The organism is Bradyrhizobium sp. SZCCHNPS1003 (genome assembly GCF_032381555.1).
Lineage (GTDB): Bacteria > Pseudomonadota > Alphaproteobacteria > Rhizobiales > Xanthobacteraceae > Bradyrhizobium.
In genome coordinates, this window is sequence record NZ_JAUHIU010000015.1 from 183,772 (window position 1) to 200,683 (window position 16,912).

Here is a 16,912-nt window from a genome sequence, read left to right on the forward strand (position 1 = left end):
CGCCTCCTCGGCATTCACTCCGCAGCACCTGACACGTGCTTAACGCTCAACTTTCGTTCGACCAATTGGGCTGCCCGTCGAACAGTCGAAAGATTAAAGGAGAGATCGTCAACACCAAAATCGATCTCGATTCCGAATAGTTCTTCAAGGAGTGAGACCATTTCCATAGCTTTCAGGCTGTCGAAGTTCAGTCCAGGAATGCTTGGAAGGGGCGTGTCGATCTGAGCGAGTTTCAGCTCGAACGGAAATAGTTCGCGCGAAGCGGCTAAGATCTTGTCAACAGTCGTCTCGCCCGGCATTGCGCCCCTCCTTTACTGCGCGATCGCGCATTTCGGCCAATATGACATTCCAATGATCGAACGGATCAACCGGGATCAGTCGTATGAAGAGGCGGTCGTGCGGGAATACGTCTTTCGACGCACTGAGCACACCCTCAACAATCTTGTCACGCCAGGAGCGCTCACGTGTTTGGTCTACCTCGATAGCAATAAACGCGACGGAGGCCAGCGATTTCACATTCGAGCGGGCGAGCGGGGCGGGTCCAGAGAATACGGCACTCGGATCAATGACCAGCCAGCGAGTAAGTACGTGCCTGACATCGACTCCCAGCCGTCCGAAGGTGACCGTGACGCGTCGACAGAAGCGGCCCCGCATAGTGGGGTCTTTGAGGTCGGAGTGGATCGTTAAGGTGGGCATGGCTCAAGCGGTCAACGCGAGAACAGGAAGCGAGAACGCGGGATCATCAGCCTTACGCTTCAAAAGCGTAAATAGCGCTACCGCTAATGGATCCTGGCCGCTTTGCTGTAGCGGCGTCCATCCGATCTCACCGGTCTTGGAAACGAGTTTCGCAAGAAAACGGTCCAGCGAAGATGATGACATAGGGAGGCGATCGTTCTGGCCATAGGCAAGCAACGCTTGGTAGGTCGCATAAAGGCTTGGCAGAGAGGCTCTTGTTTCTCGGAAACCGGACATGATAGACAGTTCGCCGAGACAATTGGCGGTCTTCTCGGCCAAATCTCGTTGGCCAAGGCTGTGCAGTATATAGCTAGCCTGGGCAGTCGCACTTCCGCTTGATAAGCCGCGGGGTGTAGCGGCGGCGCCGTCCGGGCGCAAGCATCGCATAACAAAGCCGGTAAGAGAGCGATGATCGATTTCGTTGTTGGCGTCCCTTCCAAGCGAGGTAAGGATGGCAACCGCGGACATCGATGACGTCATATCAGATCCTCGCCCCACCCAATACCCGAAGCCGCCATCTGGGTTTTGCAACTCTCTAATCCATTCGACCAGCCTTCCTTCCTCGCGGAGCCGCCGGCCCGCCAGGCGGAGGGCCGACACGGCCCATAGTGAACAGCGCACCTCTGCGCCGCGCCCCGGCATATACATTACGCCGCCTTCCCATGGGGTATGTGCCGTTTGGAGCCATTCGCACAGCGTCTCGATAGAGGGATGTCGGGGGGAATTGATGCAGGCGATCATCACTGCCGATGCGGTCGTCAGTGCGTCGCTGGCAAGCGCGATTGGGCGATAGTTGAGCCCTCCCGACGGGACGCTTGTCCGTATAACACTTCGGCGTACGACATCCGCTTGGGCCGCCTCCAGCTTCGAGTCGAGCGCCGCGAGTGCTCCGACAGCCGAAAAGTTTGCCCATACATCGGACTGAGCGCTGCCCTCCCAACGAGTAAACCCCTCCGGCGTCAGTTGGCCGAGTATCCACTCGCGGCACGCTTCCGGCTCGGCTGGAGACCATCCCAGAGCTCGAAGAGCGCTTGTGGCCCGAAACGTCGCCCACATGCATGGCGCTGCGTTCGCATGAAAGCAAAACGCGCCGGTTTCCGCCTGTCTGCTCTGCATCCACTTTAGAAGTTCGTGCCCTTGCCAGGGCAGATCCGGACGCTGTTGGAGAGCTTTAAGAGCGTTAACGGCGTAGTAGACCGCCCTTACATCCGATTGTCGGTGGCCTGGACACCAAGTAAGGCCACCGTCTGGCAATTGAAGCGAGCGCAGCCAAGTTAAGAGCTCGGCCTGGGCGGGAATCTTCGCCCGCACGATTTCGTGGAAAAGACGCGCGGCGTAGTAAGTCGCCCATACGTCCGGCTCCTGCCCGGCGATCATTGCAAAGCCGCCGTTGCCGTGTTGGAGGCGAGCCAGCCAGTCGGCCATTCTTGGAATTTCGGGCACGGGCGCGCCCAAGTCCGTCAATGCTTGGCTGCAGTAGTATGTGGCCCACACGTCTGATATCAGTCCCCGTTGCCACGCGAAGCCTCCATCGCGATTTCGTCGTGACAAGAGGTAATGTATCGTTCCGCTGCGCTCGGGCTCGGGCAGCGTGTACTCCAACCACCTCAGGGTTCTCACACCAGCGTAGGTGGCCCAAAGGTCTGCCCCGCCAGTGCCCGCCCCGCCGTCCCGCAACAGATGCAACGAGCCTGACAGGCGCTCGATGGACGGGTCGAGGCTAAGCTGCGACGGCATTGGAGCGCTTCCAGCTCTTTAGCGACGCCCCACTCTTTGTCGTGATGGGAAGCTGAGCTACAATCTCGAGTTCAAAATTCAGTCCATGATCGCGAAATGATCTGGCCGCATTTTTCGAGAGCTCGTCTAGTCTGTCGCTATAGTCCGGGTCGTGTTCCAGAATGATGCCGACAACTTCGTTATTCCGAACCTTTAGTAGGTATCCAGTGACTCCTTTGGTATTGTAGACCATGCTATCGACCTCGGCTGTGAGGTAATTGCGGCTACCAATTCCGAGCGTCTCTTCTTCGCGCCCTAGAATCTCGAGGTATTTTCTCGAGCTGCTCGTGTCACCTAGTATCTTGACTCTGTCGCCTGTGTCGAAGCGCAGCAGCGGCCTTGCGAATGCATTCAACGTAGTGATGACCAGTTGACCGCAATCCCCTGGCTCGGCAGGCTTGATTCCTTCTGGTGTCGATATCTCACAGATATATGCATATTCCAGAAGCCGGAGAGAGTTGTCGCTGCCTGTTGCGGCAATCGTTCCTGTCTCGGTCGACCCGTAGCTCGCAACGTAGACGTCGGCGTCCCACTCGGACGCCAGCATCTGCCGCAATTCCCGGCAGACGACCTCGCCGGAAAGCATGATGGTGTTTACCGAGGCGGCGCAAGAGCGAAAGGTTCCTCGGATCTTGAATACACGCATCATCTGGATCAGCGTGCCGGGTGATGCAAATACTACCGTGGGCTGAAAGCGACTGCAGAGCGCTTCAATCCGATCCCAGGAAACAATGCCTTGGGTGAAGGGAAAGCATCTCGCGACGCAAGCACTTGCCATTTCGCATACGCCGACGATTAGATCGCCGATAGGTGCGATATCGGACGGCAGCAAGGTCAAGCAGCGGTCATTCGGCCGAATGACCTCTCCCCATTGTAGAAACACACTTCCGTAATTCCAGGCGATATCTTCTGCCGTTCTGCGTGTCGGCGTTGCCGTTCCTGTTGTTCCAGTCGATTCATAGTACTTGACTGCTTGTTCGATAAGGCTGCTCTCGAAATCATCGGGACGCGCCTTCAAGGCAGCTTTAGAAGTAACATTGAGTTGTTGAAAGGCGCCGACGCTAAAGCGGCCCAGATGTGAGTATGCCCGCGACGACTTCGCGATATCCCAAACCCGCGCGAGCTTTCTTTCCTGATACGCGCGGAGCAGTGGAGGACATTCGCTTTGCCAAACGCTTCGCATCTCGGCAAGTGCATTGTTGGCCTCCGACGAGGCGCTCGTCGCTTCAATATTCATCGGAAACTCCGTGGATAGGCCGACAGTGTGACGTCGAGCGGCGATGGAGAGGCTAGAAGTCGAGGAACACGTAGTCGGCGCACTTGCCGCTGCGGTCGTTGATGACGAACGGCTCGCTCGAATCCACCGACAATATCTCGCGAAGGACGTCGTTCTGGACGTCGTCCTCGATGAGCGCCTTCAGGACATCATCATGCGATGGCTCCGCCGCACCGAACTGAGGCCTTATCCGGATCTCGATTCGCTTCACAACGCCGTCGCGCTGACGGAGTATGACCTGGGAATCTTCGATGTTGCGAATACGGCGTACCGCCTGCGCGATCGCTCTAGGCGAGACGTTGTTTCCGTCGAAGAATATTCTGTTGTCGGCGCGGCCCAATACTTTAAACTCAAGAATACGTCCGTCAGCGGTCTGATCGACCGCCTCAATGAGATCGGGAACCTTGTATCTCAGCATTGGGTTGATGACGGCCTCATTCAATGACGTTACGACCAGTGAGCCGTCCACCAACTCGACGTATTGATAGTCAAGGGCCCGGAATTGGTTGCGCGGCATCTCTGGCGTTTGGAAGCCGATCACCCATGGTTCAGTCCCACCGTAAACGCTCCAGAGCTCAGCGTTGGGGAATGCGCGCGTTATAGCCCGTTCGTGAAAACCCTTTAGAGGCTCTCCGGTCCAGAGGACTGCTTGGACCGTCGGCATGTCCCGGCCAAGCTTGACCACATAAGAAGCGATGATCTCCAGCAATGTAGGGTTTCCGGAGATTACGCAGGCCTCGGATTGGAGGAGCACGCGGCCCCAGATTGCATCGAGATCGAGGTCGTTTGCGACATTGCCGAGGTGCAGGTATATCATCCCCTTCGAGAGACAAAGCTCTCGGAAGAAGTGGTTTGCTGACCAGGCCTTGCCGCCAGAAGAGAAATCGACGAAGCGCCGACCAGACGTCCGGGACGTCGGATTCCATGATTGCAGTATCTCTGGGATGTGCTGATGCCGTGGTTGTAACCCGATTTTGGGTTGACCGGTTGTCCCAGACGACATGAATAGATAGGCGCCGCTCCCTCGCCAAGCGTCGGAGATCTCGCGCATGGCGTGCAGGTATCCCTGCTCGGTCAGGAGAGGTACGGCGCGTAGGTCGGCAGGACTCCTGATAGGGTCGGCAGATGTGTACGCCTCAGCCAAGTTCGGAAGAGTGCGGAGGTAGCTCAACAGACGATTGGGAACGGTCCAACACACATCCATCACGCAACATCCTTTTGCATCTAACGGTAGTATGGTAGTATCAGTTGAACTTCAACGCGTCCAATACGAATGAAATATAGGGCGTCTTCTAAAACAGGTATGACATGCCTCAGTTGCGACGTTTCCGGCAATTCATCGTAGTTGCGGAAGAATTGAGCTTCAGTCGGGCGGCTAAGCGCCTCAATATTGCGCAGCCGCCTTTGACGGCGGCAATCAAGGCTTTAGAGGCCGAGCTGGGGCAGACATTGATTGATCGTGGTACCCGCGTTTTTGGTCTGACCACGGCCGGGAAAGTATTTCTCCGTGAAGCAAAATTGACTGTTGCACAAGCTGATCGAGCCATGTCGCGCGTACGAAGCGCAGAGCAGCCCATCGAGGGGCCTCTACGGATTTCGTTCGTTGGGATGGGCGGAGCATACAACCTTGTTCCTCGGTCGTTGCGGCAATTGCGTGCCGAGCATCCGAAGATGGAGCTCGTCCTTGTCAAGGCAACAACCGCACAACAGATGAAGATGCTGCATACGCGGCAGGTGGACATCGCGATCGTTGCTGGCCCCGTGCTCACAGCCGACCGGCTTTCCACGGAGTTGCTATTTTCCAGCCAAATGGTTGCAATAGTTCCCGACAACCATCGCTTCGCGAGCCCTTCTGTGACAACGGTGTCGCTTGTCGACCTCGCGCACGAGAACTGGATTTTATTCCCACCGACCGAGGGGCCAGGGCTTTATGGCAGCATTGTTGCAGCTTGCGCTCAGACGGGCTTCCACCCTTACGTGAGTCATTGCGTACCTGACTTCCAGACCGCGATAGGCTTGGTCGCTGGCGGGCTTGGGATTTCGGTCATTCCTATGTCACTTCGATCGGAGATCCGGCCGGGCGTGGCCGTGCGTCAACTGACCGGATGTGGAACACCTATCAACTATGATCTCCTAATGACCTGGCGGTCCGAACCGGACGCGTCGCCGGCCACTGCGAGCTATATTTCTATCTTGCGGCGGGTCGCGCAACAGGGACCTCAAGAGCCTGATCTGGACGTTCCGGACTTATCGTTGCTGCCAAGTGCACATCCCGAGTTGCCCTAGAACCATCGACGAGCCATTTTCGAATTTTGCACCGCCACTCCCGCGACCCACTAAATCTGGTAGGTCACCCGGGTGAGTTGGTGTGCTTGAGTGGCCGTCGCTCCACGAAGGAGGAGGCGAGAGCAATGATAGCGGTTACAGACAAGGTCACATCGTTCTTCCGCGCATGCAAATTGGAGGACCAATCGGCTACGTCGCCCCTTCCGGAAACGCTCCGCATGTCGCTGGAGGCACGCGTCGAAGCGAGGCAGGATGGAAGCCTTGATGCTGACCGTTGGAGGTCTGAGTGCGGCATCTGGAGCACATGGGCAGATACTCGCTATCGAGCCTGCGCACATCGGAAAGAGTTAGGATCGAACGCACGGGCTATACGCATTGGAGTGAAGGACACGATCAACGTCGTTGGCTTTCCCACGCGTCTTGGTCTGCGGCATCATCGGCACTATCCGGACAGCAGTGCCGCTGCCGTTCGAGCGATAGATACAGAGTTCGCAGAGATAGTCGCCAAGGTTGTCACGACTGAGCTTAACCTCGGTGTTGGCTCCGGCTGTGTCAATCCCTACGTGCCGGACGTTGCTCCCGCCGGCTCGAGTACCGGATCGGCCGTGTCTGTGACAGCCAACATTTGCGACATATCCCTCGGGACGGATGTGCTTGGATCCATCCGCTGGCCAGCGGGAAATTGTGGCGCTGTCGGTCTACGCACGACCTGCGACAGAGCCGACCTTCATGGTATCTTCCCTCTGTCTCCTCAGATGGACGCACTGGGCTGGGTCACACGCAGCGCTGAGGATCTTTTCTTCTTATGGCAACTGTTGCGCCTCGGCGGTCAAGAGAGATCAGCGATTGCGCCTTTAGGCCGCTGCCAAGTCTCGGTTGTTGAGAACGCTTTTGATCGAGGTTGTTGTCATCCTGAAATGCGGGACGCGTTGCATCTTGCATGCCGTCTACTCGAGGACGCCGGGCACCACATTCGATCGGTGCGATTGGACGATCTCTGGGCGCAGCGCGAAGCGGCATGGCAACTCTGTGCTCGCGAGGCTTGGGATGGTTACCGCCTGTGGCAGAAATGGATGAAAACTGAATTGTCGGAATCGACGCAGGCTGCGCTGGAAATCGGAGCTCGCATCGATGATCAATCCTATGGCCGAATACTCGACAGACTTGCAGCGTGCCGCAAAGATATCGAGTCGCGGTTCGACGCGGAGTCTGCCGAGATTTGGTTGCTACCTCTTCACCCGACACCGCCTCGCAGCCTGAGGGACGCTGTGATGCCCAAATCGACCATCCCAGCCTCAGACCAACCCGACTACGAACAACGATTGGGCTACACGCCAATCGCGAGTTTCGCTGGACTTCCTGCAATCACCATGCCGATAAAACGAAGCGAAGTAAGTGGTGCTCCCCTGGCCATTCAAATGCTTGGCCGCCCACACCGAGAAACGCAGCTTATTGCTATAGCCGCCGACTTGGAACGGGTAAGAGGCGATCTCAGATGGAATCCATCTTGAACCGATCAGATCGACGAGAAACTACTTGAGTCCCAGGAGCGAAAGGAAGATCGATGACGGATGCAGTTGTCGTAAGCGGTGGTGCAAGCGGGATTGGCCTTGCGGTCGCCAAGCACTTCCATCAACAGAGCGCTCACGTAGTCGTTCTTGGGCGTCGCGCAGATCGGTTGGAGAAAGCGGCTGAACACCTGAATCGGAGCGGAGGCGTTCCGGTTCTCCCGATTGCCGTTGATCTCACCCAGGCAGACCAAGTACAGCGCGTCTGCGACGAAATCACACACAGGCATAAGGAAATACGCGTTCTGGTGGCGGCGGCCGGCGGGAATGTTGTGCTGACGTCACCGCCCGGTTCATACGGCCCAGACCTCTCGGGTATTGCGAGGCGCTGGACCGAAAACTTCGCATCTAATGTGTTGAGTGCCGTCCTCCTCATCGAAGGCTTACGCAGGCACCTCAGTGCGCCGGGCGGACGGATCATTCTTATCAGCTCTATTGCGGCATATCGAGGGTCGGGCAACGGCTGTTACGGCGCCGCCAAGGCGGCCTTGCACCCGTATTGTTATGATCTCGGCGCGGAACTCGGACCAAAGGGCATCACGGTGAATGTGGTCGCACCCGGCTATATTGCGGAGACTGAGTTCTTCGGCGATCGCTTATCGCCTGAGCGCCGAGAAATGCTGATCGGTCAGACGATGAATAGGCGAGCGGGTCTGCCCTCTGATATCGCCAGCACGATCGGATGGTTGGCCTCGCGCGAAGCCGGACATATCACGGGCCAGATCGTTCAGGTCAACGGGGGGGCTGAGCGAGGAAGATAAGAACTGCTGCGTGCGGCGGAGCGAAACCGCCTTTGGAGGCGCGCCGCAGTTGGCCCGCGTATCCACAACTGACGCTGACGCCATGCCCAGGCTCTTCTCGCTGATCCTGAAGGCCGCGGGCTATGATCCGGGGCCTGAGCCTCGCTCACGGCAGCGCTCGGCGAACGACCCACAGGTGAGATCCTGGCTGCAAAATTGCAGGGCGAGACGATCAGCTTCGGTCCCAAGCTCACGGATGGTCCGTTCACAATGCGATTCGAGCTCAACGGCCGGATGACCTATCCGCACTGGAAAGAGTCCCTTGGACCTGCAGCCGGGACATGACGGTCGCGGAGGATAAGATCTGTATCCTGAACTCGGGTGCCCGTCGTCGCTGTTACATCCCAGCTTGGCCTCCCGTTCATCTTGCAAGCCGCGTTGCCACGACTTTTCGCGATGCCAAAGCTTCAACCAGAAGAGAGCTTCGGAGGGGCGCATGTCGTGCATCTTATCAAACAAAACGCTTGTGGCTATCTGGTGAGTGCAAACCGGCCCACCATTGATACACAAACAAGGCGCCGTCGATCCGCGGGCATGGACTGACCTGCCCCTAAGAATTTCCTCCAGAACGATTTAGAGTCCGGCCTGACGAAGGACGGACAGATGAAGCGAAAGCGGTTCACGGAAGAGCAGATCATCGCGGTTTTGAAGGAGCACGAGGCCGGTGCGAAGACGGCCGATCTGGCTCGGAAGCACGGGATTTCGGAAGCGACGTTCTACAATTGGAAGGCTAAATTCGGCGGCATGGACGTCTCCGAAGCCAAGCGGCTGAAGGCGCTCGAGGACGAGAATGCCAAGCTGAAGAAGCTGCTGGCCGAGCAGATGCTCGATGCGGCCGCGCTGCGGGAGCTGCTCTCAAAAAAATGGTAAGGCCTGCCGCCAAGCGCGCCGCGGCGGCGCACCTGCAGGCCAAGCTGGGCCTGTCGGAACGGCGGGCCTGTTCGATCGTCGGAGCGGACCGGACGATGGTCCGCTACCGGTCCCGCCGGCCCCCCGACACCGCGCTTCGGGGCCGCTTGCGCGAGCTCGCCAGCGAGCGGCGGCGCTTCGGCTATCGACGGCTGTTCATTCTGTTGCGGCGGGAGGGCGAGCCGTCCGGGATCAACCGCATCCATCGGCTTTACCGGGAGGAAGGGCTCGCGGTGCGCAAGCGCCGCAGCCGCCGCAAGGCCTGCGGCGTCCGCGTGCCAATCCTGGTCGATGCGAGGCCGAATGCGCGCTGGTCGCTGGACTTCGTGTCCGATCAGTTCGCAGGCGGGCGGCGCTTCCGCATCCTCAACATCGTCGACGACGTCACCAAGGAGTGCCTGGGCGCGATTGCCGACACTTCGCTCTCGGGGCGGCGGGTGGCGCGGGAGCTGACCTCGATCATCGCCCGGCGCGGCAAGCCGGGCTCGATCGTCTCGGACAACGGCACCGAGTTTACCAGCAACGCGATGCTGGCCTGGTGCAGGGACAACGCGATCGACTGGCACTTCATCGCACCGGGCAAGCCGATCCAGAACGCCTTCGTCGAGAGCTTCAACGGCCGGATGCGCGACGAGTTCTTGAATGAAACGCTGTTCTTCGGTCTCGATGATACCAGGCGCAGGCTCGCCGCCTGGGTTGCCGACTACAACAACGCGCGGCCGCATTCCTCGCTGAGATACCAGACCCCTGCGGCCTTTGCCGCCAACCTCACCGCAACGGGCGATCGGCTGCGCAACCCCGACCAGCTCCGCCAATCGCCCGTTGCTCCACCCGCGCCACTCGGCGTACAACCCACCCGGACTCTAAACGCTGCTGGATGAAACTTCGGTGGCAGCTCAGGACGAGCACAGAATTCCGGTGCAGCGCTTCATGCGCTAAGCCGCTCCGTCCAGAACAGCCCTCGGCGGCCATGTCGCGCGCTGCGAGGACTGCGCCTACACGTCCATCGCCTACAACTCCTGCCGCAACCGGCACCGTCCGAAGTGCCAGGGCGCCGCGGCGAAGCAGTGGCTCGCCGACCCCGAGGCTGAGCTGCTGCCGGTGCCGTATTATCACGTCGTGTTTACGCTGCCGGCCCGGATCGCCGACATCGCCTACCACAACCGGGCCGCCGTCTACGATCTGCTGTTCAAGGCCTCGGCCGAGACCATGCTGACGATCGCCTCGGACCCGAAGCATCTCGGCGCCAGGATCGGCATCATGTCTGTGCTGCACACCTGGGGCTCGGCCATGACCCATCACCCGCATGTGCACATGATCGTGCCGGGCGGCGGGATCGCGCCCGATGGCCGGAGCTGGGTTTCCTGCCGGCCGGGGTTCTTCCTGCCGGTGCGCGTGCTCTCACGCCTGTTCCGGCGGCTGTTCCTGGAGCGTCTTGCCGCCCTCCACCAGGCCGGGCGCCTGAGCTTCTTCGGCAACGACGCTCATCTCGCCGGAGCACAATCGTTCGCCGCATGGCTTGCAGCGTCGCGCAAGACGGAATGGGTCGTCCATGTCAAGCGTCCGTTTGGCGGGCCACAGGCCGTGCTGGCCTATCTGTCGCGCTATACCCACCGCGTCGCCATCTCCAACAGCCGCCTGATCGCCTTCGACCGGCACGGCGTCACCTTCCGGTGGAAGGATTACCGGGTCGACGGCCGCGACCGTCAAAAGCGGATGACGCTCGCGACAGACGAGTTCATCCGCCGCTTCCTCATCCACGTGCTGCCGAAGGGCCTCCACCGCATCCGCCACTACGGCCTGCTGGCGCGGGGCGCCTGCGCCGACAACGTCGCACGCGCGCGCGAACTGCTCGCCGTCAGGGATCGTGAGGATAAGCCGGCCGAGACCATCGTCGACATGGCCAAGTCGCCCTGTCCATGCTGCGGCGGCCGCATGATCGTCATCAAGGTCTTTGAGCGAGGCGCAACGCCGCGTCACCAACCGACCGCACCAACCGGCGCCATCAGGATCGATACCTCATGACCGCGCACCCGCCATTGTGCAAAGTTGCTCGCAGTGCCTGCCGCTCATCGACCGGTCACGGCGGCGTCCGCCCCAACGTTCCTCTGTCCTCGTCAATCCGCAGACGACACGTCGAGACCGGGGCCGTGCACCACCCGTTCAGCGACTGCACCGCCGCCGCGTCGCGCGCTGCACCGGCTCAAACTCAATCGGCCAGCTCACCTGCAGCGCTCAAATCCCCATAGAGCCTGCCGCGCCAGTCCTGCCCATCATGCGCGGTTTCCTCCCTTGGAGGCTTTCGGACGCCGGCCGCCCGAATGTGCCGCGCCGTCAATCATGCGGCCGGCATCCGAAACCCTTCACATTTACAGACATCAACCGTGGCAGCTCTGCCTTTAAATCATCGCGGTTGGCACGAGGTTACTTAGAGCGGCAAGGAGCCGTCACATGATCGTTGACCGCGGAACTTTCATTGCCTGCGCCGTGGTTGCGGTGGTAGCGCTCATCCGGGATTTGCTGGCTCGGCCGTCGGTTCCCCCGCTGCTGGGACGCGCCCCGTTATCTTCCTTGTCGAAGGGTGGAGCGTTCAAAGCGACGAGGAGACCGCCGACCAGATGTGGTTCAGGACCGACCGCGGATGGCGAGCCATCTGGCGGTAGTTTGCAATTGTTGTGCATCAACGACGAACTGCTGAGACAGTTCGATCTATCCCCTTGTGTGTTGCAGTGTCCGCCTCGAGCGCCTGCTTCCCCTTCGCGGCCCACAGCGCTCGTGCCCGTTCGCCTTGATCGCTCTTGAGCTTGGCAGCCATCCAAAGCAACGCGCCAAGGATAGTGGCGCGATCATCGCCAGTTAGGTCCGCGATACCGGCTTTGACGATGAGCCCACCGAGTTCGATGAGATGCCGCGTGCGCTTGCGGCGCTCGACCTGCCACGTGCGCATGTCATGCCGCGCCCTTGCGGACTGATGCCGGTTGAGAGCCACCCGGTTGCGCCGGAGGGCCGTCCACGTCGCGGTCAGTTGCTGGCGCATTTCGCCGCGCTCGTCCTTGAAAGAACGCGGTCCCGCGCCTGGCCCATGCCTCCTTCTTTCCGGCCTCTTCTGTCTCGGCCAGCACGATCAGTGCTCCCGCTAATTCATCGGCACTTAGCGCGTCGGCTCCGGTAGCGATCACCAGTTCGCCGAGCTGTTGCACTTTGCGGCTCTTAAGGCCACGCGCCTTGTCCCCAAGTGCCTTCAGTTCAGCATCAAAGTCCCTAGGCTTGCGCATCGTCGTTTCCATCCGCGTTGATAGAGAAATGATAGCCGAGCGCCCGGCACAATGCTGTAAGGTCGCCGGGACTGGCCGGGACGGGCTGGTCCCTCCCGAGATTTTTTCGAGGGAGGGCGCGCTTATACGTCGTTCCGACGTGCGCTTCGCTGTGCCAGTGATTGGATCGCGATGGCGATCTACCATCTTTACGTCAAGGTCATTGGCCGGAAGGCCGGGAGCAGTGCGGTGGCATCGGCCGCCTATCGCTCGGCTTCGCGGCTGCGCGACGAGCGGCTCGGCCGCGAGCAAGACTTTTCCGGGAAGCGCGGCGTCGTCCATTCCGAGGTGATGCTGCCGGGGAACGCGCCGGAGGCATGGCGCGATCGCGAGCGGCTTTGGAATGATGTCGAAGCGTTCGAAATCCGGAAAGATGCCCAGCTGGCCCGCGAGGTGGAGTTTGCGCTTCCGCGCGAGATGAGTGAGGCGCAGGGCATCGAGCTAGCCCGTGATTTTGTTCGGAGCGAGTTCGTGGACTTTGGCATGATCGCCGATCTCAATGTGCATTGGGACAGGGCCGAGGACGGACTGCCGAAACCTCATGCTCATGTCATGCTGACCCTGCGCGCGGTCGATCAGAACGGCTTTGGCAAGAAGGTACGAGACTGGAATCGCACCGAGATGGTCGAGCGCTGGCGCGAACGCTGGGCGGAGCTCGCCAATGAGCGGCTGGCTGAGCTCGACATCGACGCACGGATCGACCATCGCAGTCTGGAAGCCCAGGGCATCGCGCTGGAGCCGCAAAGCCAGATCGGCGCGCCGGCGAAACGGATTGAGGTTCGGGGCGTCGCTGGAGAAGTCGGTGAGGCCGACCGGGCCGAGATGCACCGCGAGATCGCGCGCGGCAATGGTGCGCGGATCATCGCCGATCCCTTGCTTGGACTGGACGCTATCACCCTGCAGCAATCGACCTTCACCCGTCGCGATATGGCGAGGTTCGCGCACCGGCATAGCGACGGGCTCGACCAGTTCAATGAGGTGGTGGGCGCACTGCAGGGAGCGCCCGATCTGGTCGAACTCGGCAAGGACGCCCGCGGCGAGGATCGGTTCACCACCCGCGGGATGATCGAGGCAGAACAGCGCCTGCACCGGGCCGCTGAACTGATGGCGGAACGGGAGCGCCATGAGGTGCGCGACGCGGATCGCCAGGCCGCTCTGGCGGGTGCGGAAGCGCGCGGCCTGTTGCTGTCATCCGAGCAGGTTGACGCCTTGGCGCACGTCACCGATGGACGCGATCTGGGCGTCGTTATCGGACATGCCGGGACGGGAAAGAGCGCGCTGTTGGGGGTGGCGCGGGAGGCATGGGAAGCGGCCGGCTTCGAGGTCCGGGGCGTGGCGCTGTCCGGCATTGCCGCGGAAAACCTCGAAAGCGGATCGGGTATATCGTCACGCACGATTGCCAGCCTGGAGCATGGCTGGGAACAAGGCCGTGATTTGCTCAAATCGAGCGATGTGGTGGTGATCGACGAGGCCGGCATGGTCGGTACGCGGCAACTTGAGCGCGTGCTGTCCCATGCTGCCGAGGCTGGCGCAAAGGTGGTGCTGGTCGGCGATCCGCAGCAGCTGCAGGCCATCGAGGCGGGCGCTGCGTTCCGGTCAATCCATGAGCGTCACGGCGGCGCCGAGATCGGCGAAGTGCGGCGTCAGCGGGAGGACTGGCAGCGCGACGCCACGCGCGATCTGGCGACCGGCAAAGTAGGCCATGCGCTCGAGGCCTACCGCACCCACGGCATGGTGCATGAGGCCCAGACCCGCGAGCAGGCGCGCAGCGATCTGATTGAGCGCTGGGACCGCGACCGGCAGGCATCACCGGATCGGAGTCGGATCATCCTGACCCACACCAATGACGAAGTGCAGGCGCTGAACGAGGCAGCGCGCGAGCGGATGCGGGCCGCTGGCGATCTCGGCGACGAGGTGCGAGTAGCGGTCGAGCGCGGGGCGAGAGACTTCGCCGGCGGAGACCGCGTCATGTTCCTGCAGAACGAGCGCGGCCTTGGCGTGAAGAACGGCACGCTGGGCACCGTCGAGCAGGTCAGCGTGCGATCCATGACTGTGCAGACCGACGATGGCCGATCCGTGCGTTTCGACCTCAAGGACTACAACCGGATCGACCACGGTTATGCCGCGACGATCCACAAGGCGCAGGGTGTGACGGTCGACCGGGTCCATGTACTGGCAACGCCCGGCATGGACGCCCACAGCAGCTATGTCGCCCTGTCGCGGCATCGCGACAGCGTGGACCTGCATTATGGCCGCGACGATTTTATCGATGCGGATCGGCTCAACCGTGCCCTGTCGCGCGAGCGGTCGAAGGACATGGCCTCGGATTACGACCGTGCCGATCCCGTCCAGAGCTACGCCGCGCGGCGCGGGATCACGTTCCGCGAGCGCGTGGCCGAGATCGTGCGCAAGGCCGTGCCGGAGAAGCTGCGCGGCATGTTCGACGGCCTTAGCGTTCCTGGAGAGGTGCTCGACCGGGATGGCGGACGACGGCCCGAGCGGGGATCCCCCGAAAGAGAAAACATCGGCACGGCAGCCGACCGGCGCGAAGCCGAAGTGCCGGCAAGGACCGTGGCGCAAGATCCCGAAGCGGAAGCCCGTCGCGTGCGGACCCGGGCGCTGGTGCGCCATGCTCGTGCCGTGGATGCGATCTTCGCGGCGCATGAGACGGGCGGCAGAGCGAGCCCCGAACAGGTCAAAGAGCTACAGACCGCCCGCCAGGCCTTCGAAAAGGTGCGTCCCTATGGCTCCCACGACGCTGAGGCCGCCTACAAGAAGAACCCCGAGCTGGTCCGGGAGGCCGCCGGCGGACGCCTCAACCGCGCCGTCCGCGCGCTCCAGCTCGAGACCGAACTGCGCATTGATCCGAGCCGCCGCGCCGACCGCTTCGTGGAGCGCTGGCAGAAGCTCGATCACACCAGCCAGCGCCAGTACCAGGCCGGCGACAGGTCCGGCTATAGGGCGACGCGCGCGGCGATGGGCGACATGGCCAAAGGCCTCGAACGCGATCCACAACTGGAGTCCGTCCTCGCCAGCCGCAGGAAAGACCTCGGCATCGCCTTCGAATCAGGTGGCCGGCTCGGCCAGCAATTGGCCATCGCCCATGGCATAGGCTTTGGAAGAGACCGAGGCCTCGAACGTTGACCCAGCCTGTTTGCCGCCGTCTGCACGCCACAGTACGACGCCTTGAAAAACGCCCTTGCGCGCGCGACTGCTTGCTCTGTGTAGATCAGGAGCAGTCAGCAGGAGGCAGCGCAGCCATGCGCGAACCAGATCGGATCGTCCGCCTAAAAACCGTTCTTGCCCGTACCGGCCTGTCCCGATCCACCATCTACCGCAAGATCGGCGAAGGCACATTCCCAGCCCAACTCAGGATCAGCGTCAACGGCGCAGGCTGGCGGGAATCCGACATCAACCGATGGATCGCCGATCCCGCGGCGTGGCGTCCGACATGCCTGTCCGTCGCCTGCACGGGCGATGTCCGCTCCGGGGGCCAACCGGAAGTAGTGCACGGCAGGACCGAAAGGCGACATCTGACCCGAAGCTGAATCTTCGATCAAGTCAGCAGCGTCCCCTTCCAGCCGATTTCGTTGAAAAAGTCGCCAGTTGCGGCGCAGAGATATCGGTGATTCAGTCTGTCTAATTGGCGGGACTGAAGGTCATGATGGGGCATCGGCAAGTCGAACAGGCTGCGTTGTTCTATGAGTTCTCGCTGGAAAGGCACATCCCAGCCGACCACCTGTTGCGGTCGATCGATAGGTTCGTCGACTTCGAGGACCTGCGACGGGAGTTGGCACCGTTCTACAGCAACATCGGCCGGCCCTCGATCGATCCGGAGCTGATGATCAGGATGCTCCTGATCGGCTATTGCTTCGGCATACGTTCGGAACGGCGCCTCTGTGATGAAGTCCACCTCAATCTGGCCTACCGCTGGTTCTGCCGGTTGGGTCTGGATGGAGCTGTCCCCGATCACTCGACGTTCTCGAAGAACAGGCACGGCCGCTTTCGTGAGAGCGATCTCTTCCGTCGCGTGTTCGAGACCGTCTTGCGCCGCTGCATCCGGGAGCGGCTGGTCGGCGGCGAAGGGTTCGCAGTCGACGCGAGCCTGATCAAGGCGGATGCCAACCGACAGAAGGGAATCGAAGGCGATAAGGGGCTTCCGCCGGAGGCCGCGGGTCGAGCGATCGACGAGTATCTTGCCGTTCTTGATGATGCCGCGTTCGGTGCCGCGACGGAGGTCACGCCCAA

The 16,912-nt window shown here is 61.0% G+C and carries 13 protein-coding genes and 3 pseudogenes; 8 read left to right on the plus strand and 8 right to left on the minus strand.

Annotation, left to right across the window (positions count from 1 at the left end; translation table 11 throughout):
* Nucleotides 1-14 precede the first annotated feature (14 nt).
* The 6 genes and pseudogenes from QX126_RS24575 to QX126_RS24595 form a co-directional block, all read right to left on the minus strand.
* On the minus strand, nucleotides 15-299 hold the full coding sequence (locus QX126_RS24575; protein ID WP_315718616.1) for an acyl carrier protein: 285 nt from the start codon (nucleotides 297-299) through the stop codon (nucleotides 15-17).
* The gene (locus QX126_RS24580) at nucleotides 277-696 is read right to left on the minus strand and encodes a hypothetical protein (protein WP_315718617.1); all 420 of its coding nucleotides are present in this window, start codon (nucleotides 694-696) and stop codon (nucleotides 277-279) included. Before QX126_RS24580 ends, QX126_RS24575 begins: the two co-directional genes overlap by 23 nt.
* Nucleotides 697-699: 3 nt before the next feature.
* Nucleotides 700-2,160 (minus strand): prenyltransferase/squalene oxidase repeat-containing protein, encoded by a 1,461-nt coding sequence (locus tag QX126_RS24585; RefSeq protein WP_315718618.1) that lies wholly within the window; start codon nucleotides 2,158-2,160, stop codon nucleotides 700-702.
* A gap of 45 nt (nucleotides 2,161-2,205) precedes the next feature.
* Nucleotides 2,206-2,472, minus strand: a pseudogene (locus QX126_RS33600) (hypothetical protein); the annotation flags it as partial.
* Entirely contained in the window at nucleotides 2,456-3,748 is a 1,293-nt protein-coding gene (locus QX126_RS24590; protein WP_315784225.1) for a phenylacetate--CoA ligase family protein, read from the minus strand. The pseudogene QX126_RS33600 and the gene QX126_RS24590, both read right to left, overlap by 17 nt.
* Before the next feature lie 52 nt (nucleotides 3,749-3,800).
* Nucleotides 3,801-4,838 (minus strand): AMP-binding protein, encoded by a 1,038-nt coding sequence (locus QX126_RS24595; protein WP_315718620.1) that lies wholly within the window; start codon nucleotides 4,836-4,838, stop codon nucleotides 3,801-3,803.
* Between the two features lie 257 nt (nucleotides 4,839-5,095).
* Between QX126_RS24595 and QX126_RS24600 the strand changes: the two genes are divergently transcribed.
* From QX126_RS24600 to QX126_RS24620, 5 genes and pseudogenes are all read left to right on the plus strand, one after another.
* Nucleotides 5,096-6,073 (plus strand): LysR family transcriptional regulator, encoded by a 978-nt coding sequence (locus QX126_RS24600; RefSeq protein WP_315718621.1) that lies wholly within the window; start codon nucleotides 5,096-5,098, stop codon nucleotides 6,071-6,073.
* A gap of 380 nt (nucleotides 6,074-6,453) precedes the next feature.
* Nucleotides 6,454-7,584 carry an amidase gene (locus QX126_RS24605; protein WP_315718622.1) on the plus strand — a complete coding sequence of 377 codons (1,131 nt, stop codon included), beginning with the start codon at nucleotides 6,454-6,456 and terminating at the stop codon, nucleotides 7,582-7,584.
* A 53-nt stretch (nucleotides 7,585-7,637) separates the two neighbouring features.
* Nucleotides 7,638-8,402: an SDR family oxidoreductase gene (locus QX126_RS24610; protein ID WP_315718623.1), complete on the plus strand. Its 765-nt coding sequence runs from the start codon at nucleotides 7,638-7,640 to the stop codon at nucleotides 8,400-8,402.
* Between the two features lie 642 nt (nucleotides 8,403-9,044).
* A protein-coding gene (locus QX126_RS24615; protein WP_315772782.1) for an IS3 family transposase occupies nucleotides 9,045-10,231 on the plus strand; the annotation gives its coding sequence in 2 pieces (ribosomal slippage) (nucleotides 9,045-9,306 and nucleotides 9,306-10,231; 1,188 coding nt in all).
* Nucleotides 10,232-10,307: 76 nt separating this feature from the next.
* A pseudogene (locus QX126_RS24620) lies at nucleotides 10,308-11,375 on the plus strand (IS91 family transposase); the annotation flags it as partial.
* A 655-nt stretch (nucleotides 11,376-12,030) separates the two neighbouring features.
* Here QX126_RS24620 and QX126_RS24625 read toward each other — a convergent pair.
* On the minus strand, nucleotides 12,031-12,297 hold the full coding sequence (locus tag QX126_RS24625) for a conjugal transfer protein TraD (protein ID WP_315718659.1): 267 nt from the start codon (nucleotides 12,295-12,297) through the stop codon (nucleotides 12,031-12,033).
* Nucleotide 12,298: 1 nt separating this feature from the next.
* Nucleotides 12,299-12,625, minus strand: coding sequence for a conjugal transfer protein TraD (locus QX126_RS24630; RefSeq protein WP_315718660.1), 327 nt, complete (start codon nucleotides 12,623-12,625; stop codon nucleotides 12,299-12,301).
* Nucleotides 12,626-12,796: 171 nt separating this feature from the next.
* Here QX126_RS24630 and traA point away from each other — a divergent pair, with 171 nt between their 5' ends.
* From traA to QX126_RS24645, 3 genes and pseudogenes are all read left to right on the plus strand, one after another.
* Nucleotides 12,797-15,808, plus strand: a complete 3,012-nt coding sequence (gene traA, locus QX126_RS24635; protein WP_315718661.1) for a Ti-type conjugative transfer relaxase TraA — start codon at nucleotides 12,797-12,799, stop codon at nucleotides 15,806-15,808.
* 116 nt (nucleotides 15,809-15,924) lie between these two features.
* Nucleotides 15,925-16,113: pseudogene (locus QX126_RS24640) on the plus strand (helix-turn-helix transcriptional regulator); the annotation flags it as partial.
* Nucleotides 16,114-16,325: 212 nt separating this feature from the next.
* On the plus strand, nucleotides 16,326-16,912 hold a 587-nt coding region (locus QX126_RS24645), incomplete at its 3' end, for a transposase (protein WP_315718662.1).

Coding starts and splice junctions, on each gene's coding strand:
- QX126_RS24575 (WP_315718616.1), bottom strand. CDS start 299: ATGCCGGGCGAGACGACTGTTGACAAGATCTTAGCCGCTTCGCGCGAA.
- QX126_RS24630 (WP_315718660.1), bottom strand. CDS start 12,625: ATGCGCAAGCCTAGGGACTTTGATGCTGAACTGAAGGCACTTGGGGAC.
- QX126_RS24595 (WP_315718620.1), bottom strand. CDS start 4,838: ATGCGCGAGATCTCCGACGCTTGGCGAGGGAGCGGCGCCTATCTATTC.
- QX126_RS24590 (WP_315784225.1), bottom strand. CDS start 3,748: ATGAATATTGAAGCGACGAGCGCCTCGTCGGAGGCCAACAATGCACTT.
- QX126_RS24610 (WP_315718623.1), top strand. CDS start 7,638: ATGACGGATGCAGTTGTCGTAAGCGGTGGTGCAAGCGGGATTGGCCTT.
- traA (WP_315718661.1), top strand. CDS start 12,797: ATGGCGATCTACCATCTTTACGTCAAGGTCATTGGCCGGAAGGCCGGG.
- QX126_RS24600 (WP_315718621.1), top strand. CDS start 5,096: ATGCCTCAGTTGCGACGTTTCCGGCAATTCATCGTAGTTGCGGAAGAA.
- QX126_RS24580 (WP_315718617.1), bottom strand. CDS start 696: ATGCCCACCTTAACGATCCACTCCGACCTCAAAGACCCCACTATGCGG.
- QX126_RS24585 (WP_315718618.1), bottom strand. CDS start 2,160: ATGGCCGACTGGCTGGCTCGCCTCCAACACGGCAACGGCGGCTTTGCA.
- QX126_RS24625 (WP_315718659.1), bottom strand. CDS start 12,297: ATGCGCACGTGGCAGGTCGAGCGCCGCAAGCGCACGCGGCATCTCATC.